10 protein-coding genes and 1 pseudogene are annotated in these 12,448 nt (G+C 73.7%); 6 read left to right on the forward strand and 5 right to left on the reverse strand.

Annotated elements, in window-relative coordinates:
- Positions 1–127 precede the first annotated feature (127 nt).
- A complete protein-coding gene (locus AB0D48_RS17375) occupies positions 128–670 on the reverse strand; it encodes a hypothetical protein (protein ID WP_362396838.1) in 543 nt (180 codons plus the stop codon).
- Positions 671–772: 102 nt separating this feature from the next.
- On the opposite strand from AB0D48_RS17375, the gene AB0D48_RS17380 reads away from it, so the two are divergent.
- Together AB0D48_RS17380 and AB0D48_RS17385 are read left to right on the forward strand one after the other, a co-directional pair.
- Positions 773–982 (forward strand): hypothetical protein, encoded by a 210-nt coding sequence (locus AB0D48_RS17380; protein ID WP_362396840.1) that lies wholly within the window; start codon positions 773–775, stop codon positions 980–982.
- A gap of 816 nt (positions 983–1,798) precedes the next feature.
- Positions 1,799–2,245, forward strand: a complete 447-nt coding sequence (locus tag AB0D48_RS17385; protein WP_362396843.1) for a gamma-glutamylcyclotransferase family protein — start codon at positions 1,799–1,801, stop codon at positions 2,243–2,245.
- 40 nt (positions 2,246–2,285) lie between these two features.
- On the opposite strand, the gene dnaG is transcribed toward AB0D48_RS17385, so the two are convergent.
- From dnaG to AB0D48_RS17405, 4 genes and pseudogenes are all read right to left on the reverse strand, one after another.
- The gene (gene dnaG / locus AB0D48_RS17390) at positions 2,286–4,205 is read right to left on the reverse strand and encodes a DNA primase (RefSeq protein ID WP_362396846.1); all 1,920 of its coding nucleotides are present in this window, start codon (positions 4,203–4,205) and stop codon (positions 2,286–2,288) included.
- Positions 4,206–4,239: 34 nt separating this feature from the next.
- On the reverse strand, positions 4,240–5,514 hold the full coding sequence (locus AB0D48_RS17395) for an FAD-dependent oxidoreductase (protein ID WP_362396849.1): 1,275 nt from the start codon (positions 5,512–5,514) through the stop codon (positions 4,240–4,242).
- Positions 5,515–5,607: 93 nt separating this feature from the next.
- On the reverse strand, positions 5,608–6,933 hold the full coding sequence (locus AB0D48_RS17400; protein ID WP_362396852.1) for a deoxyguanosinetriphosphate triphosphohydrolase: 1,326 nt from the start codon (positions 6,931–6,933) through the stop codon (positions 5,608–5,610).
- A gap of 36 nt (positions 6,934–6,969) precedes the next feature.
- Positions 6,970–7,814 (reverse strand): annotated as a pseudogene (locus tag AB0D48_RS17405) (sirohydrochlorin chelatase).
- A 330-nt stretch (positions 7,815–8,144) separates the two neighbouring features.
- Here AB0D48_RS17405 and AB0D48_RS17410 point away from each other — a divergent pair.
- The 4 genes from AB0D48_RS17410 to AB0D48_RS17425 all read left to right on the forward strand — a co-directional run bounded on the left by AB0D48_RS17410 (position 8,145) and on the right by AB0D48_RS17425 (position 12,233).
- Positions 8,145–8,759 (forward strand): ElyC/SanA/YdcF family protein, encoded by a 615-nt coding sequence (locus AB0D48_RS17410; RefSeq protein ID WP_362397001.1) that lies wholly within the window; start codon positions 8,145–8,147, stop codon positions 8,757–8,759.
- 14 nt (positions 8,760–8,773) lie between these two features.
- Positions 8,774–9,595: a glucose 1-dehydrogenase gene (locus AB0D48_RS17415; protein WP_362396855.1), complete on the forward strand. Its 822-nt coding sequence runs from the start codon at positions 8,774–8,776 to the stop codon at positions 9,593–9,595.
- A gap of 330 nt (positions 9,596–9,925) precedes the next feature.
- Positions 9,926–10,048, forward strand: coding sequence for a hypothetical protein (locus tag AB0D48_RS17420; RefSeq protein ID WP_362396857.1), 123 nt, complete (start codon positions 9,926–9,928; stop codon positions 10,046–10,048).
- A gap of 46 nt (positions 10,049–10,094) precedes the next feature.
- Positions 10,095–12,233, forward strand: a complete 2,139-nt coding sequence (locus AB0D48_RS17425) for a molybdopterin oxidoreductase family protein (RefSeq protein WP_362396860.1) — start codon at positions 10,095–10,097, stop codon at positions 12,231–12,233.
- Positions 12,234–12,448: the final 215 nt, after the last annotated feature.

The following is a 12,448-nucleotide window of genomic DNA, read 5'->3' on the forward strand; positions in this document are numbered from 1 at the left end:
ACCCCCTCGGCTTCCGTTTCGGGGTGACTGGCCGTCGCCCGGCCCCGCGAACGGGGGGGACCTCGCGGGGCGGGCGACGGGGGACGGTACCGGTCGGACCACGGCCGAAGCCGCGGTGGGCGTCCGATCAGCTCCGCGTGCCGCTCGCCCGGCGACGCAGGAGCCAGGTACCGCCTACGGCGGTCGCGGCCAGCACTGCCGCTCCCGCCGCGATCTTGGCGGGGTCGGTGGTGGTGGTCGTGCCACCGCCCACCCCGGTGTGGACGTGGCCCTGCGGGCCGCGTTCGGTGACGCCCAGGTCACCGGTGGCGAACTTGCCGTTCGCGCAGGTCACCCCGATGCCGTAGGTGCCCGGCCGGGTGCCGGGGGCGACCTGGAACTGCCCCACGACCACCTCCTTGTGCGTGCCCGGGGCCAGCTTGAACCGGCCGCCGCCCACGGTGGTGGCGTCCCCTTCGGCGTGGCTGCCGGGCCCGCAGGCGTTGGTGTTCACGGTGACCGTCGTGCCGGGGGCGGCGGCCTTGGGCCAGACCTCCAGCGCGGCGAAGTCGCCGGGCGCGAAACCCACCATGCCGAGATCCGCGGCGGCGACCGCACCGGCGACCGGGCCGGTGAAAGCGGCGCCGGTCAGCGCGGCGGCGGTCAGCGCGTGGGCGGTACGTCGGCGCATGGGACTCTCCCTGGAGGAACGGGGTCGTGTTTCCGAGATAACCCGGCCCGCCCGCGGCGCGCCTGCTGATGTCCCGTCAGGTCTGCCCGCAGACAGCCCGCCGTGGAGTCGTTTCCGCAGGTCAAGGCGGTCATGGCCGATATCCGGGCCGCCCGCGCCGTCCGGGTGATGACCGCGCAGCGAGCTGGTCAGGCCGCCGGAACCACCACCGCGGCCGCAGAGCCGCAGGGCGGCGGGTGCGTGCGGGTGACCCGCGCGCCGCTCACCTGCGCCCGGCCGAGCGCGATGGCCAGGCCCAGCCCCCGGTCGTGAGGAAGCGCGGGAAGTGGCTGCTGACCTCGCTGGCCGTCGTACTCGCGGCCTCCGGCGGCGGCTACGCGGTGAAGGCCGCCCAGCCCCGTGGCCTCGCCGCGCCCGGCCGCCCGGTCGGGAACCGCTGCGGGCCTTCGTCAGCGGGGTCCCGCGGCTCCCTGCTCAGCCGGCCGGCGTGCAACGCCCCGCCCGCCGCCGCGAGCGCCACGACCACGACCCCGTACGCCCCCAGCCGGCGGTCCAGGACGGCGAGTTCGGTGCGGTCGTCGGCCGGCGACTGGCGACTGGCGAAAAGGGCAGCACGTGCTCCCCGCCGATCGACCGGGAGTGCCGGACCGGCCCGGGGGGCAGGAACTCGTCCTCCGCGGGACGGCCTCATCCGCGGGTCGGGACGTGCGACGTCCAGCGGGTTCAGCCAGGCGCCCCCGTGTCCCCGGCGCGGGGGCGTTCTTGAGCGGCCTCGGTGAGGGCTCCTGGCCCGGCCCACCGCGGCGGCCGGGGCGCACGTCCAGGCCGGCCAGAGCGGTTCGGGGCGCGGTGGGGCGACACGGGGGGCGTCCCCGCGCCGGGGCCGGGTGCGGCGCAGCCGCCGGCGGCGAGTGCGCAGGCGCACAGGACGACGGCGAGCAGGCGGTGGGGCGAAGGCGTCACGGGGCGGAACCGTGGGGTGGGGGAGGGAAGGTGACCGACAGCGGACGGCGAGGGTCACGGGCACCGGGAGGCTGTGTGACAGCGGTGCGTACGGTGGTGCTGCGCAGCCAAGTCGGGACTTCGTCCCGCCTGCGGAGCGTTCCGTCGTACCCCAGGGAGGGCCCCGTGACATCGGTCGTTCGGCCACAAGATCCGACCGCTTCGCTCCCGTTCTTCGTCTACGGGACCCTGCGCCCGGGCGAGGTCAACCACGACCTGTTCCTGCGCGGCCGGACCGTCGCGGAGGAGCCCGCCACCCTCCCGGGCACGGCGCTCTACGACGGCCCCGGCTATCCCTTCGCGGTCGACGGCCCGGGCTCGGCCGTCGTCGGGGAGCTGGTCACCGCGGCGCCGGGCGCGTACGGGGAACTGCTGGCCGCGCTGGACCGGCTGGAGGAGTACGGGGGCCCGGGCCGCCCGGGGAACGTCTACGACCGGATCGCCCGCGAGGCCCTGCGCCCCGACGGCACGCCGGTGCTCGCCTGGGTCTACCTGGCGTCCCCGCTGGTCGCCCGCGACCTGCGGGAGTCCGGCACCGAGATACCGGGCGGCGACTGGCTGAAGCGTTTCTAGACCCCGTCGGCACAGTCCCGCCTGCAGGCCCTCGGTCGTCCTACAGGCCCTCTGCGCCGCGGTTGCGCAGCCGCTGGCCGTACTGCTGGAGCACCCACAGCTCCTCCTGGACCGCGGCCAGTTGCTCCGGCGGGGCCTGCGGGCCCAGCCGGGACAGGGTGCCCTGGATCTCGTGGACCCGGCGGTCGACGGCGCGCAGCCGCACCTGGACCAGCTGGACCCCCGCGTAGATCTCGTCCACCGTCTTCGCGTGGATGGCCTCGACCGCCAGCTCCGTGACGAGCGCGCGGACGGTGTCGTTCGGGGCCGCGTCACGCACGCGGGCGAGGTAGTCCTCGGTGCCGAGCGAGGCGCCGCCCGCATCCTGGATGGCCTGGCGCACGGCCGCGTAGGGCGGGGCCGTGAACTCGTCCATCCCGTACGCGTCGAAGGCCGGGGAGACCAGCGCCGGGCGCTGGAGGGCCAGCTTCAGCAGCTCGCGCTCGGTGCGGTGCGCCGGGCTGCGCAGGTTCAGGGCGGGGCCGCCGCCGGTCTGCTGGACGGCGGGCCCGGGGGAGGCCCCGTGGGACGGGGAGGGGCGGGGGCCGCCCCGCTGCGGCCGGCCGTCGCCCTGGCCGCCGCGCTCGCGGGCCCAGCGCGCCAGCTGCGCGACGCGCTTGACCACGAACTGCTCGTCGCGGATGCCCAGCATGCCCGCGAGCTGCACCGCGGACTCGTGCTGGATCGCGATGTTCTTGATGTTGGCGACGACCGGAGCCGCCTCGTCCAGCGCGGCCGCCCGGCCCGCCGGGTTCTCCAGGTTGTGCCGGGCGACGATGTGCCGCAGCGCGAACTCGAAGAGCGGCGTGCGTGAGTCCACCAGCCCCGACACGGCGGCGTCCCCCTGTGCCAGGCGCAGGTCGCAGGGGTCCATGCCGCCCGGGGTGATCGCGATCGAGGTCTCGGCGGCGAACTTCTGGTCGTCCTCGAAGGCCCGCAGCGCCGCCTTCTGCCCGGCCGCGTCGCCGTCGAAGGTGAAGATCACCTCGGCCGTGGCGTTGTCCATCAGCAGCCGGCGGAGGATCTTGATGTGGTCCCCGCCGAAGGCCGTGCCACAGGTCGCGATCGCGGTGGTGACCCCGGCCATGTGGCAGGCCATCACGTCGGTGTAGCCCTCGACCACCACGGCGCGCGAGGTCTTCGCGATCTCCTTCTTCGCCAGGTCGATGCCGTACAGCACCTGGGACTTCTTGTAGATCGCGGTCTCGGGCGTGTTCAGGTACTTGGGGCCGTTGTCGTCGTCGCGCAGCTTGCGCGCGCCGAAGCCCACCACCTCGCCGCTGATGTCGCGGATGGGCCACATCAGCCGGCCGCGGAAGCGGTCGATGGGCTTGCCGCTGCGGCTGTCCTGGGCGAGGCCGGAGGTGATCAGTTCCTTGTCGCTGAAGCCCTTGCCGCGCAGGAAGCGGGTCAGGTGGTCCCAGCCGGCCGGGCTGTAGCCCACGCTGAAGTGCGCGGCTGCGGCCTGGTCGAAGCCGCGCTCCGCCAGGAACTTGCGGCCGATCTCCGCCTCGGGGCTGCCGAGCTGGTCGACGAAGAACTGGGCGGCGGTTTTGTGCGCCTCGACCAGGCGGATGCGCTCGCCGCGGCCGCTGGTGCCGGCGGTGTAGCCGCCCTCCTCGTACCGCAGGGTGATGCCGGCCTGGCCGGCCAGGCGCTCGACCGCCTCCGAGAAGGAGAGGTGGTCGATCTTCATGATGAAGTCGAGGGTGTCCCCGCCCGCCTGGCAGCCGAAGCAGTGGTAGAGACCCTTGCTGGGGCTGACCTGGAAGGACGGGGACTTCTCGTCGTGGAAGGGGCACAGGCCCTTGAGGTTGCCGCCGCCCGCGTTGCGCAGCTGGAGGTAGTCGGAGACCACGGCGTCGATCGGGACCGCGTCCCGTACCGCCTTCACGTCGTCGTCGTTGATCCGTCCTGCCACGCGTGAAGTCTACGGCCGGATGCCGACAAACCCGTCAGGCCCCCTCGGCCTTGATCAGCGACCCAAGCGGAACAGAAGGGTCCGCGAGTGTGTCGCGGTCCACGGGCGCCTTCGACCTGATCAGGGCCTGGATGTGCTCGGTGACATCCCACACATTGACGTTCATACCGGCCAGCACCCGGCCCTCGGAGAGCCAGAAGGCGATGAACTCCCGCTTGCCCACGTCCCCTCGGATCAGCACCTGGTCGTAGCCGCCCGGCGGCGCGTACCCCGAGTACTCCAGGCCCACGTCGTACTGGTCGGAGAAGAAGTACGGCACCCGGTCGTAACTGACCTCCTGCCCCAGCATCGCCCGCGCGGCGGCCGGACCGCCGTTGAGCGCGTTGGCCCAGTGCTCGACCCGCAGCCGGGTCCCGAGCACCGGGTGGTGGGCGGCCGCCACGTCCCCGACCGCGAAGACGTCCGGGTCCGACGTGCGCAGGGACGCGTCCACGGCGATCCCGCCGCCGTGGACGCGGTCGACCAGTGCCAGCCCGGACGTCTCGGCGAGCGCCGTCCGGGGCGCGGCCCCGATCGCGGCGAGCACCGCGTGCGCCGGGTGCTCCTCCCCGTCGTCCGTACGGGCGGCCAGCACCATGCCGTCGTGGCCCACGATCTCGGTCAGCTTGGCCCCGAAGTGGAACCGCACCCCGTGCTCGGCGTGCAGGTCCCCGAAGAGCCGGCCGATCTCCGGGCCGAGCACCGCGTACAGCGGCGTGGCCTCCGGCTCGACCACGGTGACCTCCGCGCCGTACCCGCGGGCCGCGGCGGCGACCTCCAGTCCGATCCACCCGGCACCCGCGATCAGCAGGTGGCCGTTGTCCCGGCCCAGGGTGGCCAGGACGTTGCGCAGCCGCTCGGCGTGGGCGAGGCGCCGCAGGTGGTGCACCCCGGCCAGACCCGTGCCCGGGATGTCCAGGCGGCGCGGTTCGGCGCCGGTGGCCAGCAGCACCTTGTCGTAGTGCAACGCCGTGCCGTCACCGAGGACCACCTTCTTGGCGTCCCGGTCCAGGTGGACCGCGGGCTGGCCGAGGTGAAGCTCGATGTCGGAAGCCGCGTACCAGGACGGCTCGTGGACGAAGACGCTGTCACGGTCGTCCTTGCCCGTCAGGTACCCCTTCGACAGCGGGGGCCGTTCGTAGGGATGGTCGCGCTCGTCGCCGATCAGGATCACCCGCCCCGTGAACCCCTCGGACCGCAGCGTTTCGGCCGCTTTTGCCCCGGCCAGCCCCGCGCCGACGATGACGAATGTCCGGTGTGCGTCGACCACCTGATGCCTCCTCATAACCTCTCCGCCACATGCGACCACATGCGAGCGTCCCGCACCGAGCCTGCCGCGTGAAGGGGGAGTGGCCCGATCAGCTCACCCTTCGGCGCGTCGGGTGCGCCGGGTGAGGCGTGCGTGCAGGGAGCGGGCGGCGGCGTCCGTAAGGCACGCGATCTGGTCGACGACCGCGCGTTTCCTGGCCCTGTCGTCCGGCGCCGCGTCGAAGATGGCCCGGAACTGCGGGTCCAGGCCCTCGGGCGCGCGGGCACTGAGCGCCTCCGCGAGTTCGGCCAGGACGATGCGCTGATCGGCCCGGATGCGTTCCTGCTCGTCACGCTGCATGACGTACAGATCGGCGACCGCCTTCAGGACCGCGCACTCGTTGCGCGCCTCGCGGGGGACCACCAGTTCGGCGCCGTACCGGGTCAGGCGGCCGGAGCCGTACGTCTCGCGGGTGGCGCCCTCGGCGGCCAGGCAGAAGCGGCCGATGAGCTGGCTGGTCGCGTCCTTCAGACGCGCCTGGGCGACGGCCGAACCGTCGTACCCGTGCGGCCACCACTCCTGCTCCATCAGCCGGTCGAGCGCGTCCCGCAGCTCCTCCGGCTCGGTGTCGGCGGGCACGTAGCGGCCGATGGCGACCCGCCAGATCGCGGTGCGCTCGGGCTCGGAGTGGAGCAGGTTGGGGTCGAGGTGGCCCGCGTGCAGCCCGTCCTCGAAGTCGTGGACCGAGTACGCGACGTCGTCCGCCCAGTCCATGACCTGGGCCTCGAAGCACTTGCGGTCGGCGGGCGCGCCGCGGCGCAGCCATGTGAACACCGGCAGGTCGTCCTCGTACGCGCCGAACTTCACCGAGCCGGGGTCGGTGGGGTGGTCTCCGCGCGCCCAGGGGTACTTGGTCGCGGCGTCCAGGCAGGCCCGGGTGAGGTTGAGGCCGACGCTGACGAGATCGCCGCTCGCCGGATCGGGAACGAACCGCTTGGGCTCCAGCCGGGTCAGCAGGCGCAGCGACTGGGCGTTGCCCTCGAACCCGCCGCAGTCCTTGGCGAACTCGTTGAGCGCCTCCTCGCCGTTGTGGCCGAAAGGCGGGTGGCCCATGTCGTGGGACAGGCAGGCGGCCTCGACGAGGTCGGGGTCGCAGCCGAGCGCGGCGCCGAGTTCCCGGCCGACCTGGGCGCACTCCAGGGAGTGGGTGAGGCGCGTACGGGGGCTCGCGTCCCAGTCGTACGAGCGGGTGCCGGGGGTGACCACCTGGGTCTTGCCTGCGAGGCGGCGCAGGGCGGCGGAATGCAGAACGCGGGCCCGGTCGCGCTGGAAGGCGGTCCGGCCGGGCCGTTTGTCGGGCTCGGCGGCCCAGCGCTCGGTGTCGGCTGCGTCGTAGAGGGAGTAGAGGTCGTCTGCGGGGGCGTGCGCGGTGCCTTCCATGAATTGACGGTAACCGGAACCTCTGACAAACCGGGATCAGGCGGAGACGAGTTCCGGCCGACAGGCGCCGCGGGACACGAGCAGGGCCTGGTCGTAGCGGTGCAGCAACAGCCGCGCGAGGGCCGGGTGGTTGCCCAGCGGGGCCGCGGCGAGGGCGGGCGCCGCCGCGGCGGTCTGCGCGGCGAACCGGCCGGGAGCGGCGAAGTACGAGGCCACGGCTATCCGGTGGTGGCCACGGGCGGCCAGCGCCCGGACCGCGTCGGGCGCGCTCGGCCCGGCGGAGGCGTAGGCCGGGACCACGGCCACGCCACCGAGGCGTTCGGCGAGCAGGTCGGCGGTGCGGCGGGTGTCGACCGCCGAGTCGGGGTCGCGGGAACCGGCGGAGGCGAGCACGACGGCGTCGCCGGGGGTCCAGCCGGCCTCCAGGAGCCGTTCGTAGAGGGCCTCCACGAGCAGCGGGTGCGGGCCCAGCGGCGGGGCGAAGGCGACCCGCAGGTGCGGGGCGCGGGCGGCCGCCGCGGGAATGTCGCGCTTGACGTGGTACCCGCGGCCGAGGAGCAGCGGGACGAGCACCGCCTCGCCGCGCAGCTCCCGCAGGACGTCGTCGAGCGGCGGATCGCTCAGCTCGATGTGGCCGAGCCGGACGTCGAGGCGGGGCCGGAGTTCGCGGACGCGGTCGAGGAGCGCGAGGGCGGTGTGCGCGGCGCGGGGGTCGCGGCTGCCGTGCCCGACGGCGACGAGGGTGGGCTGCATGGGCGGACTCCGGGTCGGCGCAAGGTGCTGAGCTGCGTGCCCAGCTGGACGGTGATGAGGCCGAGCAGCTCGACCGCGCTGTCGAAGGGGAGGGGCGGGGTGTCGGGAGGGTGCACCGGCTCCGTCATGAACCGATACTGCGCGCCGCACGTTGCCGCCGCGTTGCGCCGGGGTGACGGGTGTTTTCCGGTTGCTCACCCACCCGCTCGGTCATTCGTGCGGGTGAATGGCGGTGAGGGCGGAACTGGAGGGCGGGGCTGGCTCGTCAATCCGTGCGAACGACGTGTGGAACGTGTGGTGCAAGGGGGGCGATCATGAAGGTCACGGAGTGGGTGCGGTCGGCGGTGTCAGCGGCGTCAGCAGTGTTGGCCTCGGCGGCGTCGGCGTCGGCGTCGGCTGGATGGCGGCCGAGGCTGCCGCGCGGGGTGCGGGGCCGGCGGCGGGCCGTGCAGGTGGTGATGGCGGGCTGCGTGCTGGCGCTGCTGCCCTCGGCGTGGACCCATGCGGCGGCCGCGGACCGGCTGCGGACCACGGCCGATGCGCCCGCTGCCGAGGTGGCCGTGGTCTTCGGGGCGGGGCTGTGGCACGGGCAGCCGACGCCGTATCTGGCCAACCGGCTCGATGCCGCCGCCGAGCTGTACCGCGCGGGCAAGGTCAAGGTCGTGCTGGTCACCGGGGACAACAGCCGCCGGGAGTACGACGAGCCCGACGCCATGCGGACCTATCTGACCCGGCACGGCGTTCCGGACGGGCGGATCGTCAGCGACTTCGCCGGCTTCGACACGTGGGACTCGTGCGTGAGGGCCAAGGAGATATTCGGGGTCGAGCGGGCCGTGCTGATCAGCCAGGGCTTCCACATACGCAGGGCCGTCGCCCTGTGCCAGGCGGTGGGCCTGGAGTCGTACGGCGTCGGCGTGGACGACGAGCACGACTCCACCTGGTATTACGGCGGGACCCGCGAGGTCTTCGCGGCCGGCAAGGCGGCGCTGGACGCGGCCTTCAAGCCCGCTCCGCACTTCCTGGGACCGAAGGAGCAAGGGGTGTCGCGGGCCTTGGGCGCTCTGGCAGACTGACGTGGCGTCTGCTTATGCCGATTAGTCATATACCGGTCCGTCCGTCCGAGCACGAGGTGGGAACCGTGGCTGTTGTGGATCTGAGCGGCAAGGCCGTCGTCATCACCGGTGGAGCCCGCGGCCTGGGCGCGGCCACGGCGCAGGCCGTCGTGGACGGCGGCGGCAAGGTCCTGATCACCGATGTGCTGGAGGCGGAGGCGGCGGAGACGGCCGCGAAGCTCGGCGGCTCGGCTCGCTTCCTCAGGCACGACGTGACCAGCGAGGCCGACTGGCAGGCGGCGCTGGAGTACGCGGTCGGCGAGTTCGGCCGCATCGACGGCCTGGTGAACAACGCGGGCATAGCCACCGGCCAGTTCCTGGAGCACGAGACCGTCGAACACTTCCGGCAGGTCGTGGAGATCAACCTGGTCGGTGTGTTCATCGGCATCAAGACCGCGATCCCGCTGCTGCGGGCGAACGGCGGCGGTTCCATCGTCAACATCTCCTCCGCCGCCGGCCTGACCGGACTCGCACTTACCGCCGGTTACGGAGCCTCCAAGTGGGGCGTGCGCGGCCTGTCGAAGATCGGCGCGGTCGAGCTCGCCGAAGCGAAGATCCGCGTCAACTCGGTGCACCCCGGCATGACGCTGACCCCGATGACGGCCCCCGTCGGCATCCAGGCGGGCGAGGGCAATTACCCCGGAACCCCGATGGGCCGCGTCGGTGTCCCGGAGGAGATCGCCGCGGCGGTCACGTTCCTGCTGTCGGACGCCGCCGGGTACATGACGGGCGCCGAGCTGGCGGTCGACGGCGGCTGGACCGCGGGCCTCACCGTGAAGCACCTGACCGGCCAGTGATCCGGGACCGGGACCGGGCCCGGCGCCGGGCTCGGCGGACGGCCGTGAATCCCCGTGCCTCAGGCCGGGCCACCGGGCTACGGTCCCGCCGTGGAACAGGACGACGCACCCCCTCGTACGTGACGTTTTCCCCGCTCTGACGGCCGAGCCCGTGCGCCCGCTGGAGGAGGAGGGCGAGCGAGACCTCGCCATCTGCGCGTACGACCTGCGCCTGGTCGGCCGTGCGGCTGCGGCGACGACTTCTGCCGGAGCATCCGTACCGGCGCCCCCACACCGGGCACTCCCTACGGCCCAGGCCACCGCAATGTGCTCCTCCTCCCGGAGCGGGGCATGCTGGACCTCGACGTCGTCGGCGGCCGGATCGAGTACGTCGAGATCCTCGGCCTCCCTCCGATCCGCCGGGCCTCACCGCGGCCCCCGGGCGGCGCTGAGGCAGAGCACCCCGACCTGTAACGCGGGGCGGCGGCCGGCGTAACACCGCCGACGCACGCTGGCGTGCATGCACACCTCGGACGCCGTCACCGCCACGCACTGCCCCTACTGCGCGCTGCAGTGCGGAATGAACCTCCGCCCCGCACCGGGCGGCGCGGCAGACGCGGGCGTGACGGTGGAAGAGCGGCCGGACTTCCCCGTCAACCGGGGCGCGCTGTGCGGCAAGGGCCGCACCGCCCCCGCCGTGCTCTCCTCCCGGGTGCGCCTGACCGGGCCGCTCGTCCGCACCCACGCCGGGCGGCTCGAACCGGCCACCTGGGAGGAGGCCCTCGACGCCGTCGCCGAGGGCCTCGCCCGCACGGGCCGCGCGTACGGCCCGGACGCGGTCGGCGTCTTCGGCGGCGGCGGGCTCACCAACGAGAAGGCGTACGCCCTCGGAAAGTTCGCCCGCGTCGCCCTGCGCACCTCGCAGATCGACTACAACGGCCGCTTCTGCATGTCCTCGGCCGCCGCCGCGCACCAGCGGGCCTTCGGGCTCGACCGGGGCCTGCCCTTCCCGCTGGAGGACATCCCCCGCACCGGCTGCGTGATCCTCGTCGGCTCGAACCTGGCCGAGACCATGCCCCCCGCCCTGCGCTACCTCACCGAACTCAAGGCCAACGGCGGCACGTTGATCGTCATCGACCCCCGCCGCACCCGCACCGCCGAACAGGCCGACCTGCACCTGGCCCCGCGCCCCGGCACCGACCTCGCACTCGCCCTCGGCATGCTGCACCTCGTGGTGGCGGAAGGGCGCACCGACGAGGAGTTCATCACCGGCCGCACCACCGGCTGGGAGGAGGCCCGGGCCGCCGCCATGGCCCACTGGCCCGAACTCGTGGAACGCATCACCGGCGTCCCCGTGCCCAAGCTCCGTGAGGCCGTGGCCATGTTCTGCGCGCCCTCCTCCGCGATGGTCCTCACCGCCCGCGGCCCCGAGCAGCAGTCCAAGGGCACCGACACCGTCGGCGCCTGGATCAACCTGTGCCTGGCCACCGGCCGGGCCGGCCGCCCCCTCTCCGGCTACGGCTGCCTCACCGGCCAGGGCAACGGCCAGGGCGGCCGCGAGCACGGCCAGAAGGCCGACCAGCTCCCCGGCTACCGGAAGCTGACCGACCCCGCGGCGAGGGCACACGTGGCGGAGGTCTGGGGCGTCGACCCCGCCGACCTCCCCGGCCCGGGCCGCAGCGCGTACGAACTGCTCGACGCCCTCGGCACGGACGTCCGGGCCCTGCTCCTGATGGGCTCCAACCCGGTGGTGTCGGCCCCGCACGCCTCCCGCATCGAGGACCGCATCCGCTCCCTGGACTTCCTCGCCGTGGCCGACGTGGTCCTCTCCGAGACCGCCGCCCTCGCGGACGTGGTCCTGCCGGTCACCCAGTGGGCGGAGGAGACCGGCACCACCACCAACCTGGAGGGCCGCGTCCTGCTCCGCCGCCGGGCCCTGACCCCGCCGCCGGGCGTCCGCACCGACCTGGAGGTCCTGCACGGCCTCGCCGGCCGCCTCGGCGTCGAGAAGGGCTTCCCCACCGCCCCCGAGGAGGTCTTCGACGAACTGCGCCGCGCCTCAGCCGGAGGCCCGGCGGACTACTCGGGCATCACCTATGCCCGCATCGAAGCCGAACAGGGCGTCTTCTGGCCCTGCCCGGAGGAAAGCCCGGGCACGCCGCGCCTCTTCCTGGAACGCTTCGCCACCGAGGACGGCCGGGCCCGCTTCGTCCCCGTCAGCCACCGGGACGCCGCCGAGGTCCCCGATGCCGACTACCCGCTGCTGCTCACCACCGGCCGGGTGGTCGCCCAGTACCAGTCCGGCGCCCAGACCCGCCGCGTCGCGGAGCTCAACGAGGCCGCCCCCGGCCCCTTCGTGGAACTCCACCCCCGCCTCGCCGCCCGCCTCGGCGCCGTCGACGGCAGCCCCCTGGCGGTGGTCTCCCGCCGCGGCCGCGCGGTGGCCCCGGCCCGCATCACCGACGCCATCCGCGCGGACACCGTCTTCATGCCGTTCCACTGGCCGGGCGAGGGCCGCGCCAACACCCTCACCAACCCGGCACTCGACCCGGTCTCCCGGATGCCGGAGTTCAAGGTCTGCGCGGTCCGCGTCGAACCGGCCCCCCGAGCGGCCGGCCCCGAGAACCACGTCCCGCCGGATTCTCGCCCGCAGCTTTGACGCGCCCCGGGGGAGCCGAAGCGACGGGTTACCGCGGCACCACCCTGAGGACAAGGGACGACGGCAGTTCTTCTCCCGGCTTCTTCCGGCTTCTTCCCAGGGCCTTCTTCTGGATGGCCGGCAAGAGCGGATCGGACATGAGTCCGATCCGCTTCGGCCTTCCCGCCGGGGGGTAACCATCCGGTCACGCACCGGACGCAGAAAGTGTTCGCACG

It is taken from the genome of Streptomyces sp. NPDC048269, assembly GCF_040652395.1.
Taxonomy (GTDB): Bacteria; Actinomycetota; Actinomycetes; order Streptomycetales; family Streptomycetaceae; genus Streptomyces.

Excerpts from the sequence above, each read along its gene's own strand:
- AB0D48_RS17415 (WP_362396855.1), top strand. The coding sequence starts at position 8,774 with ATGCCGATTAGTCATATACCGGTCCGTCCGTCCGAGCACGAGGTGGGA.
- AB0D48_RS17425 (WP_362396860.1), top strand. The coding sequence starts at position 10,095 with ATGCACACCTCGGACGCCGTCACCGCCACGCACTGCCCCTACTGCGCG.
- AB0D48_RS17400 (WP_362396852.1), bottom strand. The coding sequence starts at position 6,933 with ATGGAAGGCACCGCGCACGCCCCCGCAGACGACCTCTACTCCCTCTAC.
- AB0D48_RS17375 (WP_362396838.1), bottom strand. The coding sequence starts at position 670 with ATGCGCCGACGTACCGCCCACGCGCTGACCGCCGCCGCGCTGACCGGC.
- AB0D48_RS17410 (WP_362397001.1), top strand. The coding sequence starts at position 8,145 with ATGGCGGGCTGCGTGCTGGCGCTGCTGCCCTCGGCGTGGACCCATGCG.
- AB0D48_RS17420 (WP_362396857.1), top strand. The coding sequence starts at position 9,926 with ATGCTGGACCTCGACGTCGTCGGCGGCCGGATCGAGTACGTCGAGATC.